The sequence below is a fragment of the Microvirga ossetica genome (genome assembly GCF_002741015.1).
GTDB classification, from domain to species: Bacteria; Pseudomonadota; Alphaproteobacteria; order Rhizobiales; family Beijerinckiaceae; genus Microvirga; species Microvirga ossetica.
In genome coordinates this window covers 782971-802099 of the sequence record NZ_CP016616.1, presented here as the reverse complement: position 1 = coordinate 802099, position 19129 = coordinate 782971, and the positions used below count along the sequence as shown (strand labels likewise).

The 19129-nt window shown below is 61.0% G+C and carries 14 protein-coding genes and 1 tRNA gene; 5 read left to right on the top strand and 10 right to left on the bottom strand.

What is annotated here, in order from left to right:
• Window positions 1-15 precede the first annotated feature (15 nt).
• The 3 genes from BB934_RS03655 to BB934_RS03645 form a co-directional block, all read right to left on the bottom strand.
• The gene (locus BB934_RS03655) at window positions 16-843 is read right to left on the bottom strand and encodes a carbohydrate ABC transporter permease (protein ID WP_099508417.1); all 828 of its coding nucleotides are present in this window, start codon (window positions 841-843) and stop codon (window positions 16-18) included.
• A 10-nt stretch (window positions 844-853) separates the two neighbouring features.
• Window positions 854-1612: a carbohydrate ABC transporter permease gene (locus tag BB934_RS03650; protein WP_157934012.1), complete on the bottom strand. Its 759-nt coding sequence runs from the start codon at window positions 1610-1612 to the stop codon at window positions 854-856.
• A 155-nt stretch (window positions 1613-1767) separates the two neighbouring features.
• Window positions 1768-3045 carry an ABC transporter substrate-binding protein gene (locus BB934_RS03645; protein WP_099508415.1) on the bottom strand — a complete coding sequence of 426 codons (1278 nt, stop codon included), beginning with the start codon at window positions 3043-3045 and terminating at the stop codon, window positions 1768-1770.
• 311 nt (window positions 3046-3356) lie between these two features.
• On the opposite strand from BB934_RS03645, the gene BB934_RS03640 reads away from it, so the two are divergent.
• Window positions 3357-4070, top strand: a complete 714-nt coding sequence (locus BB934_RS03640; RefSeq protein WP_237050173.1) for a GntR family transcriptional regulator — start codon at window positions 3357-3359, stop codon at window positions 4068-4070.
• 227 nt (window positions 4071-4297) lie between these two features.
• On the opposite strand, the gene BB934_RS03635 is transcribed toward BB934_RS03640, so the two are convergent.
• Entirely contained in the window at window positions 4298-4993 is a 696-nt protein-coding gene (locus tag BB934_RS03635) for an IS6 family transposase (RefSeq protein ID WP_099508413.1), read from the bottom strand.
• Between the two features lie 185 nt (window positions 4994-5178).
• Here BB934_RS03635 and BB934_RS03630 point away from each other — a divergent pair, with 185 nt between their 5' ends.
• Window positions 5179-6216 (top strand): IS110 family RNA-guided transposase, encoded by a 1038-nt coding sequence (locus tag BB934_RS03630; protein WP_099508412.1) that lies wholly within the window; start codon window positions 5179-5181, stop codon window positions 6214-6216.
• Between the two features lie 323 nt (window positions 6217-6539).
• The gene (locus BB934_RS03625; protein WP_099508411.1) at window positions 6540-6920 is read left to right on the top strand and encodes a hypothetical protein; all 381 of its coding nucleotides are present in this window, start codon (window positions 6540-6542) and stop codon (window positions 6918-6920) included.
• A gap of 536 nt (window positions 6921-7456) precedes the next feature.
• Here BB934_RS03625 and BB934_RS03620 read toward each other — a convergent pair.
• Entirely contained in the window at window positions 7457-9433 is a 1977-nt protein-coding gene (locus BB934_RS03620; protein ID WP_099508410.1) for a DEAD/DEAH box helicase, read from the bottom strand.
• A gap of 88 nt (window positions 9434-9521) precedes the next feature.
• Between BB934_RS03620 and BB934_RS03615 the strand changes: the two genes are divergently transcribed.
• Window positions 9522-9597 (top strand) — tRNA-Lys (locus BB934_RS03615).
• 489 nt (window positions 9598-10086) lie between these two features.
• Here BB934_RS03615 and BB934_RS03605 read toward each other — a convergent pair.
• Both BB934_RS03605 and BB934_RS03600 read right to left on the bottom strand, forming a co-directional pair.
• Window positions 10087-11577: an alpha/beta hydrolase gene (locus BB934_RS03605; RefSeq protein ID WP_237050172.1), complete on the bottom strand. Its 1491-nt coding sequence runs from the start codon at window positions 11575-11577 to the stop codon at window positions 10087-10089.
• Between the two features lie 123 nt (window positions 11578-11700).
• Window positions 11701-12447 carry a response regulator gene (locus BB934_RS03600; RefSeq protein ID WP_237050171.1) on the bottom strand — a complete coding sequence of 249 codons (747 nt, stop codon included), beginning with the start codon at window positions 12445-12447 and terminating at the stop codon, window positions 11701-11703.
• 434 nt (window positions 12448-12881) lie between these two features.
• Here BB934_RS03600 and BB934_RS03595 point away from each other — a divergent pair, with 434 nt between their 5' ends.
• On the top strand, window positions 12882-13106 hold the full coding sequence (locus tag BB934_RS03595; RefSeq protein ID WP_099508408.1) for a hypothetical protein: 225 nt from the start codon (window positions 12882-12884) through the stop codon (window positions 13104-13106).
• A 497-nt stretch (window positions 13107-13603) separates the two neighbouring features.
• Here the strand turns inward: BB934_RS03595 and BB934_RS03590 are convergent, their stop codons facing one another.
• From BB934_RS03590 to BB934_RS03580, 3 genes are all read right to left on the bottom strand, one after another.
• A complete protein-coding gene (locus BB934_RS03590; protein WP_099508407.1) occupies window positions 13604-15424 on the bottom strand; it encodes an SLC13 family permease in 1821 nt (606 codons plus the stop codon).
• Between the two features lie 235 nt (window positions 15425-15659).
• Window positions 15660-18764, bottom strand: a complete 3105-nt coding sequence (locus BB934_RS03585; RefSeq protein ID WP_099508406.1) for a proton-conducting transporter transmembrane domain-containing protein — start codon at window positions 18762-18764, stop codon at window positions 15660-15662.
• Window positions 18758-19129: a sodium:proton antiporter gene (locus BB934_RS03580; RefSeq protein ID WP_099508405.1), complete on the bottom strand. Its 372-nt coding sequence runs from the start codon at window positions 19127-19129 to the stop codon at window positions 18758-18760. Before BB934_RS03580 ends, BB934_RS03585 begins: the two co-directional genes overlap by 7 nt.

The following is a 19129-nucleotide window of genomic DNA, read 5'->3' as shown; positions in this document are numbered from 1 at the left end:
GGCACACTCCAGGAATTATTTGATTCCAGATGTCGGGCGCATGCCGCTGATGATCCAGCGTTGCGCTACGAGAAAGAGAATTATCATTGGGAGGCAGGTCAGGAACGAAGCCGCAAGAACGGTTGTATATCCCTGAACGGCCCGCACGTCGGTGTTCAGATAAGCGATCGCAACAGGGACAGGCATACTCCCAGGTGAGTTAGTAATCACCAGGGGCCAGAGGAAGTTGTTCCAGCTGTACAGAGCTGTGATGATAGTAAGCGTCGTTATTGCTGGGGCTGCTAAAGGCACCATCACTCGTTGGAATATCTGAAAGTCTGATGCGCCGTCAATTCGTGCAGCCTCTTCGAGCTCCTTTGGCAGGCCACGGAAGAACTGGCGCAAGAGGAATATCCCGATTACCCTCGGCAGACCTGGGAGGATCACCCCAGCGAGCGTGTCCACGAGTCCGATGTTCGCCATTAGATCATATAGAGAAATCAGTTCTAGGATCCCTGGCATCATCATGCTGATGAGGATGGTATAAAAAAGCAGGTCCTGTCCAGGAAACCGCACTCGCGCAAAGGCATACGCGGCAGGGATGTCTAGAAGAAGGATGCCTACTACTTGTATGACCATGATGATGGCGCTGTTGATGATAGCACCCGAAATACTTACGCCGCGGACATCCTGGGTTAGAACCGCCGCATAGTTCTCCAAGGTCAATGTTGAAGGTAGAAGCCTTCCGAGAACGATATCCGTATTGGGAGCAAATGAATATAATATCACCGCTGCCAGTGGAAGGATCCAGAATGCCGCGATGACGAAGAGGATCAGCCAACGCAACGACCAGACCGACTTCATATTGAGTGGTTCACTGCTCACGGAAAACCCGAAACTGAATGAAGGATAGCGCCGCAATGATCAGGGTAATGACGGTTCCGATGGCGGCTGCACGGCCAAGAGCGAATTTCTTGAAGCCCTCTTCGTATAGGAGGAGAGTTAAGACTGTCGTGCTACCGTACGGCCCACCTTCCGTCATGATCAATACCTCACCAAACACCTGAAATGCGTGGATGAGACTCAGCACTGTCACCAGAAGAGTAATAGGCTTTAAAAGCGGAACGGTGATGTAGAGCAGGTCCTGCAGCGAGGTGCTCCCGTCGAGACGCGCCGCCTCGTAGAGTTCATCTGGAATGTTTTCCAATCCGGTAAGGAAGATGACAATCATGAACCCGGAGTTGATCCACATCGTAACTAAGCTAATGGCGAAGAGTGCCCAACCCGGTTGCGACAGCCAAGCCTGCCCGGGAAGACCTATCGAGGTTAGGATGCGGTTGAGAATGCCGATCTCGGGATCAATCGTCCACTGAATGGCGATTGCCGCAACAGCCACATTGATGACGATAGGAAGAACGAATGCGGTGCGGAAGATTTCAATGCCAGGTAGCTTCCGATGCAGCAAAACGGCGATGAGAAGTGACACGCAGACAATGAGAGGAACATAGATCAGAGCAAAGCTAAATGTAGCTCTCATCGCTCGCCAGAAGCGATCGTCGCCGACGAGGGATCGGTAGTTGTCCATCCCGACAAATTCGTTTGGTCCGAAGATGCCCCAGTCAAAAAGGCTCATGTAGAATGCTCGCCCGATTGGGTAAGCGAGAAAGAGTCCGAACATGATCAGGTACGGAGTCAGGAGCGCAATAGGGAACCAACGAATGCGCACTGTCTTTCACCTTGGTGAGAGCAACCAGTTAAAGAAATGGGGAGCTTCTGCCCCCCTAGAAGTTACTGCTTAGCCAGTTCTTTGCGGATAGCAGCTGCCATGGCGCTCGCCGCGTCCTTGGGTGTGAGGCGGTTCCCGTAGAGAGCCTCAAGATTTTCTTGAACAACCCGATCGATGTCAGGCTGAGCAACAATTGAGGGCGGGAACTGCATCATCTCGGGAATCGCAACAGCACTCTGAGCAGTAAGTTTCTGGAAGTCCGGGCTCTTGATCACGGAAATCTTGGCAGGAACCTTACCGGTTTTTGCCCAAGCAATTGCATTCTCGCTTACCCACTTTGTAAATACGAAGCCAGCTTTTCGCTGTTCGCTGTTAGTCCCCCTCGGCACGACGAAGTTATGGCCAAGAGCGAAGGTGACTTGGCGCGTCCCAAACTTAGGCATTGGAACGACCCCGAACTCCAGGCCAGGCGTAGCCTCAAACTGGGCAAGATCAGTGATCTGGGACATCACGATCCCAATCTTGTTCTGTGCGAACAGACGGTCGTATTGCTGGACATCGTTGCTGGACGCGAGCTTCTCGTCGAGGAAGCCTTTCATAATGTTCATGGCTTTGGTCGCGGCCGCATCGAAGCCAGGATCCACGTCTTTGCCATCTGCAGAGAGAAGCTTATCGTCGAACTGCCAGTAAATACTGTAAAAGTCGCGCGCTGTGGGAGCTCCTGACAAACGAAAGAAGATGCCGTATGTATCCTCCCCCAGAGCGCGAACCTTACGGGCTGCTGCCATAACATCGTCTAGCGTACCCAAAGGAGCGTTGGGATCGATGCCAGCTTGTTTGAACAGGGCCTTATTGTAGTAAAGGTTCCGGGGAAAGGCGTCGATTGGAACGCCGTAACGCTTGCCATTGACCATGCCGGCGCTGAACACCGCTGGAATGTAATCAGCCTCCTCAAGGCCTGCCTCTTTCACCTCAGCTGGCGTCAGTGCCTCAAGCGCACCTTGCTTGGCCAAACCAGCAATCCGGTGTGCATGGACGACGGCCAGCGCAGGAGCTTTTCGAGCCGCCATCGCGACCGAGAGCTTCGTGTAATATTGCTCCCACGGAATGATCAAGAGTTTGATCTCAACGTCAGCCTTTTTGCCATCAGTTTCGTTAAATTGCTTTACCAGTTGGTCGATCGCAGTGCCGTCCGGGCCGGTGAACGGGCTCCAGAAGTCGACGGTGGTTGCCGTAGCGGCAGTCGCCGACACGAGTGAAAGAAATGTGGCGGCCCAAGCACAACGGTTTCCTAAGCGAACAGCCGGTCGCTTCAGCTGGCGTGAAATCCAATCTTTCATAGCGTTTCCTCCTAAAGCCGCAGCCTCTTTGTGCTGTTAAGCAGCTTCCCTTATATACAAGACCTCTGTTGACGCCGTGTCAAGGCATTATGACGAAGTGATTTTTTGACATTTTCTTGCAATTATTCTGCAAATTCAGTATGATAGGCAAGCGTGAGTTGTTATTGCGACTTCACATTAGGTAATATACAAGAATATTTGCCCCAGGATTATGGCAGATTCGGATTGATAGGAAGGCCTGCGCGATGCGCCGAAGTGCACAGGAACGAATCCCCATCAATGCAGGAGCAGGCCGGACTGAGGAGGCTCGCTTGTCTCGTGGGGAGAGTGCTTGGCGCGGTATCTACGAGCCACTGCGCCATGCTATTCTGATGATGAAATTACGTCCTAATGAGGCTTTGAACGAGAAGGATATAGCTGCAAGCCACGGCGTGAGCCGGACCCCGGTACGTGAGGCTCTGCTTCGCCTCGCAGATGAGGGGCTGGTTGAAATCGTTCCTAAGCTTGGGACGTTCGTTGCACGAATTCCCGTCACGGCTCTACCCGACGCTATGTTGATCCGAAAAGCGATTGAATCAATGACAGTGCGCTTGGCAGCCGAGAAAGCTACGCGTAGCCAAAGTCTAAGCTTGGCTGTTATCGTTGAAAAGCAACGTGAAGCTGCGGAGGCGGGAGACTATCGGTCGTTTCATGCTGCTGACGAGGAATTCCATTCTCGTATTGCTGATATTGCCGGCTATCCCGCCCTTTGGGTCCACGTTACGCAAATCAAGATACAAGTTGACCGCTACCGGCAGTTAACCCTACCCCTGCCGGGGCGAATGCCCGCGGTTATCGCTGAGCATGAAGCAGTCCTGCAAGCGATTATTGCAGGTGATGCGATGAAATCAGCGGCTCTGATGGAAAGACATCTAGACGCGGTACTGCCTGCACTGTTTGAGGCAGGCGATGTGAACTCAGAATACTTCGTCAATAAACAGTTGTGCTCGCCGCTGCGGTCTGCTCAGGTCCAAAATCATTCCTGATGATAAGGCAGTTCACGCGACTCACGCGGTTGTAGGATCAGTACAAGTTCGCAATGACACGCCGCCAGTATCAATCAAAGACAGCTACTTTCGAGGCTCTTCTCTATTCGGCGGTTTGAGGTCAAGCGCTTTCAGGCCTTCCTCATTCCCGATGTTTGACGTCACTCGCGGGAGTTGCGTCGCAAATTTGGAGCAGAGTCGCGGAAAGAACAAGCTCTCAGTAGCGCTCAGGCGACAAGCAACTCGAACTGCTCCGCGAGTGATGTCTTCCGATTGCGGGCATACTTCGCCTGTCCTTTGCGCATCATGTGGACCATCTCGATGCCGCTCAGGATCATACGGACGCTGCTCATCGACTTGAAGCCGAGCATGGGTCGAACCCGCCGCTTGATTGCCCGATGATCCTGCTCAATCCGGTTGTTGAGGTAAGCACTTTGTCGGATGCAAATGGGCTTCAGATCGCGCCGTGTTCGGTCCTGCAGACGGCTCTCGGCATCACAGGACAGGATGGCTTCCCGATTGGTCTGGCTGCCGTCGATCACAATCCGCTTGGGCCGGCCGTGCCGCTTGAGCGCCTTGCGCAGGAACCGCTTGGCAGCAGTGAGGTTGCGCCGCTCGCTGAACCAGAACTCGACCGTGTCGCCATTACTGTCGATGGCCCGGTAGAGATACGTCCAACGCCCGCGCACCTTGATATATGTCTCGTCGACGTGCCACTTGCCGGTGACGGCTCGCTTGCGCCGATTGAACCGCTCCAGCAATTCGGGCGAATAGCGCACAATCCATCGAATGGTCGCGTGATCGACGGAGATCCCTCGCTCGGCCATCATCTCCTCCAGATTGCGCAGGCTGAGGTTATAGGCGAGATACCACCTGACGCAGAGCAGGTTCACCGACCGATCAAAATGCCTGCCTTTGAACATCCGTGTCTCCGCTCCTGTGACTATGGCCACCGTAGCTGAAACTCTGAAACAAAATATTGCGACAGATGGGGTAATCGGCTTCGCGCCACACCCCGCCGGACTGTCGGGAGGTGCTGCGCTTCAGGCTGATGGTACAACGTGGTCTGGGTAGGACCAGCCACAAGCATCGGTGGGAGAAGCGCAGCATGAAGCATTATGCCGGCCTCGACGTCTCGGTCAAAGAGACTTCTTTGTGCATTCTGGACGAGACGGGCAAGGTCTGTCGCGAACTGAAGGTGACCAGCCATCCAGACGACCTGGCGCAGGTGCTCCGGGATCCAGCCTGGCGGCTCGAGCGGGTCGGGCTCGAAGCCGGTCCGCTGTCGCAGTGGCTCTACAGCGGGCTGGCCATGGCCGGGCTGCCGGTCATCTGCATTGAGACGCGTCACACCAAGGCGTTCCTGAAGGCGCAGGTGAACAAGACCGACCGCAACGATGCGCGCGGCATCGCTCAGATGATGCGCGTCAACCTGTTCCGGCCCGTTCATGTGACGACGCTCACCAGCCAGAACAGACGCGCCCTGCTGACAGCTCGCAAGTTATTGCAGGAAAAAGCCATTGCCATCGAGAACGACATCCGCGGTCTGCTGCGCAACTTTGGGCTCAAGGTCGGGATCATTGGCAAGGTCAGGTTCGAGGACCGGATCCGGGAGCTCGTGGCGGGACTACCGGAGCTGGCCGAGATCATGGCTTGCCTCCTCGAAGCCCGTCAGAGCCTGCGGGAGCGCTTCGCCATCCTGCATCGCAAAGTGTTGGTGACCGTCCGGGACGATGACGTCTGCCGGCGCCTGATGACCATCCCCGGTGTCGGTCCTGTGGTATCGCTGGCCTTCAGCGCCACGATCGACATTCCGGCGCGGTTCAAGACTTCCAAGGCAGTCGGCCCCGCTCTGGGGCTCACGCCGGTTCTCAATCAGTCCGGCGAGAGCAATCGGATCGGGCGCGTCTCGCTGTGCGGCGACGCCATGATGCGCACTCTGCTCTATGAGGCAGCTCAGGTGCTGCTGACCCGGGTGCAGAAATGGTCCTGGCTGAAGGCCTGGGCCATGGCCGTGGCCCGACGGCGCGGCCTGCCAAAGGCCATCGTGGCTCTGGCGCGTCGCTTGGCCGTCATCATGCACCGCCTCTGGAGCGATGGCACCGAGTTCCGCTGGACCAGGGAGAGTGCCGTGGCGACCGCCTGACCGGCCTGTTGGAACAGCCTGTCACACGAACAGAAAGGTAGACGAGTTTCCGCCAGCCGGTGGAGAGACGTCCCTTGCGGGACGATGGATGAGGTGAGTTCGCTAGGGTTCTTGTGTCGGTCGCGCCTGGCGCGATCAGAACGCGCGACAGATTGGGCTGCCTCATTCTTCTGATCCCATACTGGGAGAGCCCGAGAGCTGATCCCGAAGAGAAGCGAGGACCCGCGAGTGACGTCAAACATCGGGAATGTCGAAGGCCTGAAAGCGCTTGACCTCAAACCGCCGAATAGAGAAGAACCTACCTGCGGACCTACTGCTCGGCTATGATCAAGTTCAACCCCGTTCGCTTTGCCCAAGCCGAGCGACGAGCCGTCGAGATGGGCGCAGCACAGGCTCTTGAGGAACTGGTCAGGGCTGCCGCTGAGGGTGGGCTTGCGCGGTATGCCAACTTCCCGGACGGCATCAAAATCCGCTACCACCTTGAACTGGCAGACAACGGTCGCACCTGGGTGGTGGTCGTGTTAGGCGACTTGGGTGCAGATCACATCTGCGCACTTCCAGACCGCCGCCGCTACCTGGAGGATGGCAGGCTGTGTTCATCACCCGGGGAGCAGCTGCAATGGCGCTGGTCCGGCCGATGTGGGTCCGCCAACGTCCGGCCGCTGATGGGGCTTTCCTGCGGTATTGTCAACTTAACTGAGTGAAGGCCGTTTTCCGCTGTTCTCAGCTGTTCCGCGACGGGTCTAAGCTATTGAAAATACGCGGCACGCTCCTGACCTAAGCACCAGGAAGAGCAAGTAAAAGCGTTAAGTTGACGGTGCCATCGCGAGTCCTCCCGGATAAGATACCAGCAAGAAAGCATGGCCTAATCTCGGCTGGAGCGATCGCTCCTATGCGAAGATTTACATTGAAATGTGAGAACGTTAGATTCGAAGCTTGTGAGCCGTCGATGGGGCGGATGCTAGCCAGCGTGGCGCCTTACTCCCGATAAAAAGTAGTTATCGGGAGTGAGAACCGACATGTGCTGGTATGCTACGTGGACGTAGACATAGTGCTATTAACTATCCTCGAGCCATTCGCTTCTCATGAAAACAAGGGGTTAGTAGCCTAAGTCGATCGAATGTTGCAAGTGAGCGGGGCAGTTTGGGGGGCCAAGCCTCAGGCTGACTGGACGACGAGGTCGGCCAGCGGCGGGATCTTCGGCTGACCCGTGTCCAGCCCGAGCCGGTAATCTAATGCCCTATTGGGGTGAACTGCCCTTCGGGATGATCTTCGCCGACGGAGCCGAGCGTTTAGCCTCAGGGCTAGAGTGGGAGGACCGTTGGTCCCAGACCAAGCGGCGCCGTCGAGCCGCCGTCCAAGCGTAACGGGGATCGCCTTCCAAGTGGTGGAGGTGATCACTGAGCCGGTTGCGCTCCAACCAGGTCAAAGCTGCCTCGAGTTCAGGCAGGGTCATCTGACCTCGGCCCTTGTTGCCGAACACCCGCTTCAGCACCGCATTGTAGCGGTGGTAGAGCCCCTCACCAACATGCGGTATCTGCAGGCCGGCTTCGTCCTCCACTGCCTGAGCGGCAACGGCCTCACCGATGCGCGCCCGCAGCCGCCGTTCCGTCGCGGAAGGCGGCTCGATCAGATGTGCTTGGTCGGCCTTTCGTTCTCGGCGCGTCTCTTCGAACACCGGGCCGGGCTTCAGCGTTGCAAAGCGCAGACCCAGCGCATTACTCTCCAAGGGCGTAATTCCACGCCCCTCGCCCTCATCCCGGTGTGCCGCGAGATGCTCGGCGAGCCAAGATGGTGTCTCCGCCTCAGCATTGCGCCGACGCTGACGGGCCAGCATCCCCTGCTCAGCCTCGATGCTGCGGCGGAAGCGGACAAACAGCGGATCGTCCGGGTGGAAGACGAGGGCGCGCTGACTCTCGTAGGGACCCGCATGAGGATCCACTCGCGTGGCTCGGGCGATCATCTGTTCAAGCCAGGGGCGGCTGCGGATGTGGGTCAGGGCAGCCACCACCGCGACCTCCGGCGCATCCAGCCCTTCGTAGGCCATGGCCACCGTGACCAGGATCGCCGGCTCTGCTGTCAGCCGAAAGGCGGCCAGCGCCTCGGGTGCACCACGCTCATTCGAGATCGCCAATCGTACCTCCCTCTCGGCCTGCCGGGGTGGCATCCAGCTTCGCAGCATCTCACAGTAGCGCCGGGCACTACGCTGATCAGGCGCGACCACGAGCAGCTTGCCGAGACCCCGGACGACTTCATCGGCAGCCAGCCCCCGCTCGGCCCGCCGGCGTGATCTGAGATTGCGTGTGGCCCTAAAAGCCTCCTGGAGCAACTCCCGGGCAAATCCTGTCCGCAGAGCGGTGAACAGGGCAGGGCGGGTGGTCTCGGTCGGGTAGGGGCCTGACAGGCGATGGGGGCCCAGCCGGACGTCGTCCGTCGCGGTTCGTCCTGCTTGCAACCAACTGGCTTCACCATCGAGGGCACCAAAGGTGATGGGGAGCACCGCGCGCTCCGCTACCGCTTGAGTTCGTGAGTAGCCGGTGATCGCCCAGCTGGGAGCCTCCAGATCAACCTCCTGCGTGCCAGCGTCGGGTCCAGTGCGATAAGGCAGCCACAGGATGCGCCGGCCATCCGCACGCTCCAGGGTCCCCGAGAGAAGCAAGCGCAGAGCTGCAGATTCCAGAAGCGGCAGCAGCGCCCGGCTCCACGCTGAGGCATCTTCGTTCAGGGGAGGAGCTTGACCGGAACTTGCAGATGCGGCTGGCTCGTACTCGCTGAGAGTGGGCAGGTGATGCACCTCATCAACCACGAGCAGGGTGCGATGGCGGCGGAGTTCGGCAAGATGCAGGTCCGGTGCCGCCGCGATCGCCTGGTACGTGGTGATGTACCCAGCCAAGCCCCGGCTCGGGTCTGGTTCGTTGTCGGCTGCACGAACTGAGAGCGCATGGCCAAGCGCGGCTCGCCAGACCGGATCGGCAAAGGCCTCTTCGGCTTGGAGGCGGAGGCTGTCGCGGGGCACAACCCAGCAAATCCGCTCGACGTAGCCGGCCTCGAGCAGGCGAGCCGCAGCAATCACGGGGAGGAGGGACTTGCCGCCGCCAGGCGTCACGGCCGCCAGGATGTCGGTAACCCCTGTCGCTTCGCCGCGTGTCATTGCATCAACAAGGCCTGCAAGAGCCTGCTGATGCGCCCGCAGGGGCCTCAGAGGAGACGTGGACATATGGATCGGTCCGAAGGCAAATCACCAGCATCCAGCATGGGGCGTTTCCGGCGATCTGTGAATCCCTCCGCTAGTGCGGTACGCTCTTGGGATCTTTCAGCGGCCGGAAGACGCTCTGACTTTTAATCAGAGGGTCCTGGGTTCGAGTCCCAGCGCGCTCACCAAGCATTATCAGGCACTTAGATGCCGATCAGGTTTGGTCTTGCTTCCCAGAAAACCGGATTGGGAAGCGTATGGGAAGCAAGCTCAACTGAGCGAGCGATTTCCTCCACTGTGGCATCGGTTCAATCGCAGGTCGAACCTTACTGGCAGAATCTACGAACGTCAGGAATCAGCCAGAGAGCCGACCTTGTCACGGCCAAGCTGAATGACTCAGATTGACCCCAACCAGACCTTCGCGGTTCGGATTGCCAATGCCGTGACGCCGAACCGAAGGTCACGGAGCGCTTCGACCCGTCGTCCCGGATCTGCTTCCCGATGGCGTCGTTGCCGAAGGCTGCACGCCAGCCCTTCGCGTCCCCGGCATCTCTGCGGTCGCGCATAGCCCCTCTCATCCTCGTCCTGCTCGTCCAAGCTCTCGGGGTGGCCGGGAGGAAATGGTCTCGATACTGCCGATGGGGGCAATCCCAAGGGCATTCCACCCGGATGTCCGGTCAAGGGCCCTGCCGCGGAGGTCGGTCGATGCCCTCGATCACCCTGCGCTCGATGTAGGGGTAGAACGGGTTCGACGAGATGCGCACCAGCGCGTCCAGCGAGACGATCAGGACGCCCCGCTCGCCACGGGGCGTCAGCGCGCCGAGATTGATGCCGAAGCGTTCCTCCGTGCCCGGTTGGGAGCCATAGAGCGGATCGGTGATCGGAAAAGGCAGGGCGACGTGGGAGAGCGAGAAGGCCGTGGGCGGGAACGACAGACCCATGTGCGTCACCGCCTCCGCCGTTGCGCCGCTCTCGACGGCCCGCTCGACAGCTTCCAGCGTGGACGGGTCGGCATTCGTGACAAGCGTCGTCCTGAATGCACGCGGGGCCGGCGGCAGCAGCCGTCCGACGATCGTGTCCATGGAGCGGTCGAGCAGGGGCCCGAGGCCGATCGCCCGGTTGAGGTCGAACAGCGTCAGCTCGCTGCCGTTCGCCGGGAGCCGCGCGTACAGGCTCGTGACGATCGCACGGGTGCTGACGGTGAAATCGGCCACGGACTGGTACGTATGGATCGGCGGAAGGGCAGCGATGCGGCCCTCGACAGCGGCCTGGTTGATGCGATCCTGGGCTGCCTGCGTAACCTGGTAGGCCTGCCGCGCCCCGTTCACAGGGAAGGAATTGTACTTGAACGGGTTGAACTCGGGCAGCACGTCGAGCCAGGCGGCTCGCGCGAAGGCCGGGAAGAAGGCGGGCAACCCGGCAAGGCCAGCATAGCGGGCGAATGCCGTGATCCCGATCATCGGCGAGAGCAGGACGAGGCGCTCGGGCCTTGGCAGGCCGTCGTCCAGAACGGCGTCGAGTGCATAGTTCATCGCCAGGGCGCCGCCGTTCGAGAAGCCGACGACATGGAGCCGCTTGCCCGGCCCAGCACGCCGGACGGCTTCCCGCACGGCCAGCCGGGTCGCCGCCATCCAGTCCTCCCATTCCACCTCGGCAAGGGCTGCGGGAACGGTGCCATGCCCGGGCAGGCGGATGCCGACGGCGACGAAGCCACGGTCGCGGTAGACGGCAGCGAGATGGCGGAGGCTGTAGGGGGCATCGGTGAGGCCGTGCAGGAACACGGCGGCTCCGACCGGCGTGTCCTCGGGCACCATGACGTAGGAGCGATTCCAGTCGCTCGCGAATGTCCCTGGGTCGACGGGGCTGCCGGTGACATACCGGCTGATCGGGATCGCCGCTCCGTCATCCGGAGCGCGGAAGACTTCCCGCCTCACGTCGGCAATGAGCCGCTCCTCCCTCCGGAGGTAAGCGGCCCAATCCATGGCGTCGATTGCGTCGGCGGCAGGCTCGTCGGGAACGTATGTGTGCCAAGCCTCGAGCGGAGGGGCACGAAGGGCGTCCCAGGCCCGGAACGCCAGGCCGGCAACGACGAGACACGCTGCCAGGGCCATGAGAAGGCCCAGGCCGACCGCGACCCGTTTCAGCCATACACCAATGGTCGTTCGCAAGGTCCCCTCCTGGCTGTGCCGACCCAAGCCCGGGCTCTGCCGCGAGCCGTGCCGGCGATGGGACGCAAGACCGATGCGCCCGGCCCGGAGGAGCCTCACCTGGGCAGTGTATCCTTGTGGATCCTACCGTCCTTCATGATGATGACCAAGTTCTTGGCCGGATCCGCCACGAGGCTGGCGTTCTCGAAGATACCTGACCTTGTGCGCCCACCACGTCGACACCCGCTCGCTCGCGGTCCTGCTTGACTCGTTGGACGGAAAGGGCACCCAAGGGTGCCCAGCGTCTCGGCCGGAGGATCGGGCACGGCTGTAGGCACCACTCGAATTTAATTGAGGCTCGGCCAGCTTGTTGCGGACCGCGTAGCGGACCAGGTCGGCAGACGTGTGCGCCTTGAGCTTTCGCATAGCCGTGGAACAGTAGGTTTTCGCCGTTTTGAGGTTGATGCCGAGGAGCTGGGCCGCCTCCTTGTTGGTTCGTCCTTCCGCGATGAGTTGCACCACACCCAGCTCGCGGGGCGTTAGGACATCGCCCGGAGGAGAGCCGAAGGCGAGGTAGGAACTCAGCAGGGTTTCCGAGACCTGTCCGGTGAAGAAGGGCTGGTGACGCGCCAGCGCGTCAACCGCCGCGATCAGGACGCGTCGGGCATCCGACTTGAGCACGTAGCCGCGCGCGCCCGCCTCGAGGAGTTCGCGAAGCAGCGGCTCGCCCTGGTGCATGGTGAAGATCAGCACCTCCGTCTGTGGGTGGAACGCCCGGATCTCCCGGGTCGCATCGATGCCGTTCATGAGCGGGAGCCGGTGGTCGAGGATCACGACATCCGGCTGGGTCTCGCCTGCGAGCTCGACCGCGCGCTTGCCGTCCGCGGCCACCGGGGTCGGCGCGATGCGGCCGAGATGCGAAAGAAGCTCGGACCAGGGTCGGCACAGGGTGGGCCGCGGATGCCGACAAGTTCCGCCATTGCCTCGTGTTCGGATATTGGGGGAAACCCTGAAATCCTCGGGCGAGAGGCTCTATCGGCCGTCCCGACCATCCCCTGGCAGACCGTCTCGGAAGCCCTTGGGAGTGGGACGGACTGTCGATTACGGAGAAAGTGGCCGCATGGCGGTCCGGCGTAGGCGGATTTTTGCGTGTGTCCTCAGGACAATTCCGGTCCCGGTTCGGGGTTTTGCCCGATGGTGTCGTGGCCCGTCCTCGGTACTCTCGTGCCGGGCCACGCTGTCGGCACGGAACGGCATGCCCTGGTGCACGGCCGGGCAAGGGATCCGTCGCTGTGAGCGCAGGTTGATCGTGACGGGAGCCAAGCATGCGCATCCGCATAGGGTTCAACATCTCGGCCCTTCTGCTGTATGGCCTGAGCTGGATCCTGCTCGGCGCCGCCGTACTGATGGTGATTCTCGCGATCGCGACGGCCCTGGGTGTGGCGAGCTTCCCGATGACGGTCTCCGCGGACCTGATCGGCAGCGTGGTCTGTGCCCTGCTCGCGCTCCTGTTCCGCTTTCTGGCGGGCAAACTGGACCAAGCCACTTGATCGGCGGGTTAGCCGCCCTGGTGATCGGTTGAAGAACATGATCGCCTGACCGAGCGCGAGGGCGTTTTTGGGTCCAGGAAGCCTGATCTTCCGACCGCACGTGACTGAGGGCCGTTGCGCCTGTCATGGATGCCTCAGTGGGTGAGCGGCCTGAAGATGTCTGGCGACATGGCACGGCATCGTCATGCCTCCGGTGTCGAGACGAGCAGGTCGAGGCCGAGGCGCTGCGAAAGGCAGTAGGCCCTCGGGGCGGGAGCCGGCGACCGCGACACCGGCTTGACCTTTCAGGGAGGTCCACCGCGGCACGGCGGTTATCCCCCGACGCCTGGCGGCTCCGTGATCAATGTGCGCTTTCCCGGTCTTTGACCTGAGCAACGTCACTTGCAGCCGTGGCGTTACGCTCCGGTAGCACCCTGGGACAGGGAGTCCGCCATGCGCCGCCTGATCGTCATGATCACGTCTGCCCCCTTCCGTTGAAGAACCGCCTCTAACGTGTGCTACATCGGCAGGACCCAAGGCACCATGATCACGCAAACGATAAGGACGAGGATGGAGAAAGGCACGCCAAGCCTTATGAAATCTCCGAACGAATAGCTCCCTGGGCCGACGACGAGGGTGTTCACCGGCGACGAGACAGGCGTCATGAAAGCGGTTGAGGCGGCCAAGGCGACGATCATGGCAAAGGGATACGGCGAAGCGTTCAGATCCTTGGCCACCGCAAGGGCGACCGGCGCCATCAGGACCGCTGTCGCGGTGTTGGAGATGAACATGCCGAGCAGCGCGGTGATGAGAAAGAGGGCTCCAAGGATCACACGGGGCCCGGCTTCGCTGATGAGTGCCATGAGGGCGTCGGCGGCCAAGTCCACTCCTCCGGTCCTCTGCAACGCGATCGAGAACGGCAGCATGCCGACGATGAGAACGATGGTTTTCCAGTCGATGGAGCGATAGGCGCTGGGAAGGTCGATGCACCCCAGCAGACCCATCAGCAGGCACCCGATCAACGCAGCGTGCACGTTCGGAATGACCCCGCTGACCATCAGCCCGACGACGAGCACCAGACAAGCAACCGCCTGAAGGGCCTTTCCGGGGACCGGGAGAACCTCGTCGAGTTCGGCGGGGAGCCGGATGATCGCCAGGTCTCCATCGTCCGACCGAAGTTGCTCGATATCGCTCCAGGTCCCGACGAGCAGGAGCATGTCGCCGACGTCGAGCCTTTCGTTGACGAGACTTCGGTCGTGCACGATACGGCCCCGCCTGAGGCCGATCGCCGAAAGTCCGAAGCGACTCCGGAAATGCGCTTCGATCACCGACCGTCCAACCAGATCCGACGATGGCGGCACGATGACTTCCGCCAATCCGATCTCCTGCGAACGATCGCTGAAATAGGTCCCCTCCAGCGGCAACTCCTCGAGGAGGAAATCGTCGCGAATGGACTGGATGCCCCTGCTATCCGAAAACAAGTCGATCAGCAGGACATCGCCGACCTCGATTTCCATTTTTGCGGTCGGCCGTAGCAGCTCCCTCGAGAAGTTGCGGCTTCTCTCTATGGCGATGATGTTTGCCCCGGACGAGCCCCGCAGGTCGAGTTCCTCCAAGGTCCTGCCGGCGAGCGGCGAGCGATCGGTCACGAGAAGACGGTATTCGCGGTCCGCGAGCCCATACTCGTCGACCCAGGTCGCGAATGTCGGCCGGTTGACGGTCCTCGCCCGATTTTCAGCCGGCAACCAGCGTCGCGCGAACGCCATGTAGATGATGCCCAGCACCAGGATGGGAACGCCGAACGGCGTGAAGCTGAAGAACGAAAAGCCCGCGATGCCGTGACGCTCGAGTTCGCTGTTGACCACGAGGTTCGGCGCCGTTGCGACCAGGGTCGTCATCCCGCTGATCAGGGCCGCGAAGCTGATCGGCATCATCAATCGGCCAGGCGGGATGCCCGTGCCTTGGGCGATCCGCAGCGCCACCGGGATGAAGATTGCCGTCACGGCCGTCGAACTCATGGTAGCTCCGAGCGCGCAGACGACCGTCATCAGGAGAGTTGTCAAGCGCAGTTCGTTCGCCCCGGCCTTTGCGGTCAGCCAATCGCCGAGCCCCTGGGCCACGCCCGTTCGCACCAATCCCTCTCCGATCACGAACAGGGCGGCAATCAGGACAATGTTGGGATCGCTGAAGCCTGCGAGCGCTTCCTGCATCGTGAGCACGCCTGTCAGGGGCAGCGCCGTGAGCATGATCAGCGCCACGGCGTCAAGGCGAGGCTTGTTGATGGCGAACATCACGATCGCGGCGGCAAGCAGGCCGAGGGTGACAGCAAGTTCAGGCATTCCAGGATTTCTTCGTACGGCCGATCGTTGCGCTGGTGAGCACCAGATTGGGTCGGCGCAGCGCTGGCGGCAACCAAATTCCCGGGCGGCGACGACTCAATGGGACGCTTGGCACGGTCGTGGGACATGGGGTCAAGCCATCAACCCTGCCCCCCTTCTCATTGCACGGTCCGGCATCACTCGGCCGCGCCATTCCGCCCAGCCGACGATGTCGTGCGGGACGCTGCATCGGTGCTCACGGCCAGCCCCCGGCCCATATCCCCGCGAGTCCGGTGCTCGTGACATAGATGACCAGGAAATAGAGCAGCACATGCAGGGCATAGGTCTGGCCGTTGCCGGAATAGACTCCTCGGGCCAAATTCGCGGCGGCAAGCGTGCCGTCCGCGATGCTCCGCCAGAAGACGATGGCAACAGGAGGCGATGCGAAGCCGATGACCGGACGATAGAAGGCGAAGAACCGACGAAGATCGACGACATTCCGCCGGTTGCCGGAATATGCGAGCCAGGCGATCAGTCCGAGGACCGCCGCGACCATCAAAGCGATAATCATGATCGGCGTCGGATTCCAGTAGCCATAGATCGTCTCCAGGGACATCCCCTCCCAGACCAGCGTCGAGGCAAATTGCGGGTCGATTGCAGCGGAAACGGGATCCATCAGCAACTTCGGGTAGAGTGAAAGAACGAGGATACCCGCGATCAGCACGAGTTGCGGAACGAGGAGAGTCATTGGCGCCTCGCTGACTTTCACCTGCTCGCTCCTATACGGCCCAAAGAAGAGGCCGCTGACGAGACGGATCATGTAGAGGAAGCCGAGGAAGGTCGCCACGAGCCCCGCGACGGCGAGAAAGTGCCAGCCTTTCTCCGTCATGGCGCTCAACAGCAACCACTTGCCACCGAAGCCCATCAGGGGCGGCAGACCCGACATCGAAATGACGGCGACGAGCACGGTGGCGAAGGTTACCGGCATTGCGCGGAGGAGCCCGCCCGCGTTCGGGAAGCTGCGCGAGCCCGTGCGCAGAATAATTCCGGCGACGGCGAGGAAGAGGATTCCTTTCACCATCATGTGGTTCGCGACGAGATAGAGCGCGGTGACCCAGCCGAGATGGCTCATCAGCGCGATTGCGGTGACGATGTAGCCGAGCTGGCTCATGCTGGAGAGCGCAAGGAGGCATTTGAAATCGGTCTGTCGGAGCGCCATCAAGGCTCCGGCAATCGTTGTCAGCATGCCGAGCCAGGCCATCGCATGCGCGAGCTCCAGCCCCACCTCGGACCGGATCGCGAGGTAGGTCCCCATAAGCAGACCGAAGACCGCAACCTTGCTGACAACGCCTGACACCATCGCGGTGAAGTCGTCATCTGCCTCGGAATAGGCTCCCGGCAGCCAGACATGCACGCCGATCGCACCCGCCTTGATCAGGAAGCCGACCGCGAGGAGCGCGAAAGCGACGCTGGCGTCCGGGCCGCTCGTCATCAGCGCGCCCAGGCTGGTCGAGCCGCTGATCGCGGCGATACCGGCGAAACCCGCCAGCACAAGAAAGGCGGACAGCAAAGAGAACAGCAGGAAGCTCAGCACATGCGGCCCCGCGCCCCGGCCCTTCGCGATCAGGAAGCAGGTCGAGAGAGTTACGATCTCCCAACTGAAGAAGAACTCCAGGCTCGTCGACGATCGAAGCAGCGCTTGGATGGACAGCAGGAGGATCGCCAGCATCGGATAGTAGCCGGGGCGTTCATCGTCCCTGTACAATCCCGCCGCGGCGATGACGAGGCTGCCAGCCAGGAGCAGGATCGCGAAGAGCCAGGCAATGCCCTGGGTGGCTTGCGCCAGGAGACCGCCGACGACAAGGACGACGGCAAGCATCAGCACATTCTTTGCCCGGCCCGGCATGCGGTCGAGCGCATAGAGGACGGTGCCGGCAAGGAGCGGGCCGAACATCCAGGGTTCGCCTGCTCCGGAGGCGCGTGCCGCGACATAGCCGGAGACGCACAGCAGGAGCGCGACGGCCACGATGGGGAACAACGCGGCGGCAGACGGCATCTCTGTCGGTCCGCTTTCCTGCGTGCAGAGGGCGCGGGTGAACCAGCGGAACATATACGCAGCTTCCAGCAGCGAACCGCAGAGGATCAGCGCGACCCAGGGCAGCTCGGCAGCGCCGGTCAGTTGCATGACCAGCTCCCATTTGGCCCAGAACCCGGGAAAGGGCGGCAGGCCGGCGATGGCCACGAGGAAGAGGGTCAGCAGCCCCGCGAGGAATGGGCGGCCGGCGAGGCCGACAGCCTTGTCGAGATCGCGCTGCCGGATCACTGCTGCGATCCAGAAGAGTCCGGCCTTGGCGAGAAGATGATTCAAGAACAGGCCACCCACCACCAGCGGTATCGATGCCAGAGCGCCGACCTGATGCAGAAGCGCCAACCCGAGGAGGAGCAGGCCCATTTGACCGATCGACGAATAGCCGAGGAGCCGCTGGATGTTGGACTGCTTCAAGCCGATCAGGTTGGAGAACAGGAACGTGGCTCCGCCCGAGACGGCGAGGATGGGGAGCTGGTCCTCGAAGAGGGGAAGCAGTTTCACGAGCGAGAAGAACACGCCGGCGGAAACACCGACGGAGATCATCGCGGCGACGCCGTTCGGCGCGGTCTCATAGACGTCGAGTCCCCAGCCATTGGCGGGGAAAGGCTTCAGTTCGATGACGAGGCAGGCAAGCAGGAGAAGCAGAGCAGCCGCGCCGATTGGACCGGTGATGTCGGACTTGGCGGCAACCAGGGTATCGATGCTGAGAGTGCCGGTGACATAATAGAGCAGACCGGTGCCGAGCATGAATAACGACGACGCGATGACTGTCGCCATGATGAACTTGAACGCCGCTCCCAACGCGGCCGGTGTTCGCTCAAGCCCGAGAAGTCCATAGGTCGCAATGGAGACGATCTCCAGGAAGACGAAGAGATTGAAGAGATCCCGGGTCATCACCATGCCGTTGATGCCCATGGTGAGGCCCAGATAGAGCAGCAACGCCGCGTAGTTGCCACGCAGCCGATCCCAAAGATGCAGCGCTCCCAGGATGGCAATGACATTGACGCTTGCGGCGACAAATCCTTCGGACGGGCCAAGGCGCAGACTGATCGAGACAGGCGGCAGCGATCCTGCCGTGAGGATATCGATGGGGGGCTCGCCGCCGAGAACGCGAAGCAGCGAAACGGCGCTGATGACCCCAATCCCGACGAGTGCGATGAAGAACCCCACTGAAAGCCACGCAGCACCGATCCGAACGAGCAGCGGAATGGCGAATCCGCCTGCCAGTCCAAGAACGAATATGTTCAGCGGATGGAACAGGCTCGCTACCATTTCGGCTCCGTGAAGGTACCGATGTCGAAGGTCTTCTTGGCCGAATGGAGACGGACTGCATAAGCGAGCATGATGGACGTCACGGCGAAGCCGATGACGATGGCCGTCACCACCAACGCGGAAGGGATGGGGTCGATCGCATGCCCTGCCTCGGCCGGGCCGAGCGCACGGTCGATGATCGGTGCTGTGCCGCCGGTTACATAGCCGGTTGCAACGATGACGATGTGGAGACCGGTGCCGAACAGGGCGAACCCGATGATGATGCGAAGCAGGTGGCGGTGCATCAGGATGCCGCAAAGGCCGATCAGGGAGAGCCCGAAGCCTGTGACCAGCAGGATGGAGGATACCGGTAGGATCGTTGCCAT